Source organism: Synechococcus sp. WH 5701 (genome assembly GCF_000153045.1).
GTDB lineage: Bacteria > Cyanobacteriota > Cyanobacteriia > PCC-6307 > Cyanobiaceae > Regnicoccus_A > Regnicoccus_A antarcticus.
Genome location: NZ_CH724162.1, coordinates 1 through 1,243, shown reverse-complemented (window position 1 = coordinate 1,243; position 1,243 = coordinate 1). Strand labels below are relative to the sequence as shown.

The following is a 1,243-nucleotide window of genomic DNA, read 5'->3' as shown; positions in this document are numbered from 1 at the left end:
TACAAATTGCAGACTTTGAGCTGCAGCTACTTGAGTTGGGGAACTCAAGCCAGTTGCGTGCCATGGCACTGGATTTCACGGTCTTGCCCTCTCATCAGGTCGATTTGGTATTGGAGCTACTTCCGAATAGTAGTGACTTGTTATTGGTGACATGTTCAGGCCTTTTGGCTTTTGAACGATTGTCTGCCATACGGGATTTTCCAGATCCTGAGCTTGATGAGGATCAGGTCGTAACGGCACTCGATTCAGGTCTTTCTGCTGAGTCGTTCGTCGTGAATGATGAACGCTATTTGCCACTTTCTGAGCTGGACTTAAGAGTTTTAGTAGCTGATTTTAAGAGGTCTCTACAACGCTTTTATGAACTATGCCCAGGTTGTGAGATTCGTTGTTTGCAGCTTGCTGGAATCAACAGTGCGCATCCATTACTAGCGAATTTATTACAAGAAAGCTTGGGGCTCCCTGTCCAGCTGCATCGCCCTCTCTTGTCACTCGGTGTGTCGGGCTTTTCACTTGACGATGTATTGGTTCAAGCTGGTTTAGGTCGTCTGGTAGGTCTTGGCTTGGGTTTGCTATCTCGTGAGCAGCTTTTGTCGTGTCCACTTGATGCATCTAAAAGTGTAAATAATGTTGATAATAAACTTTCAGCTGTTGGTATAGATCAGTTGATTGTTGCTAAGGCTCCTAGTAGTTCGGCATCTAGCTTGCCGTTTTTGCCTGCGAAATCCTTGGAAGCTGTTAATCAACAACCAATTGACTTGCCATCTCCTGTTTCACCTGCTCAAGACACTGCTGATGAGATTCAATTAACAGAGGTTATTGACATTACGGATGAGGTGGTCTCTCCTCTCCAATTGAAGGAGGAGGTGGTGAGTGAGGTTAAAGAGGAAGAGGAGTGGCCATCAATCGGTGTAGACGAGTTGAATGAGGAGGTGATGAGTGGAGTTAAAGAGGAAGAGGAGTGGCCATCAATCGGTGTAGAGGAATTGAAGGAGGAGGAGGTGTTGAGTGAAGTTAAAGAGGAAGAGGAGTGGCCATCAATTGGAGAAGAGGAACTGAAGGAGAAGGTGGTGAGTGAAGTGAAAGAAGTAGAAGGGCTAATCGAAAACCCCTTAATGTCACTGATCCACCTGAGCAGAAAGACGGTTCAGATGATGGATTGTTATTAATTCCTGGCTTGGAGAATGACTCTCCGAGCCCTCCTAAAAAGCAATCTAGCAAGACATCATTGGACGCTACTTCTAGT

The 1,243-nt window shown here is 45.7% G+C and carries 1 protein-coding gene; it reads left to right on the top strand.

The features are described from left to right. On the top strand, nucleotides 1-1,166 hold a 1,166-nt coding region (locus WH5701_RS17810; RefSeq protein WP_198005228.1), incomplete at its 5' end, for a hypothetical protein. Nucleotides 1,167-1,243: the final 77 nt, after the last annotated feature.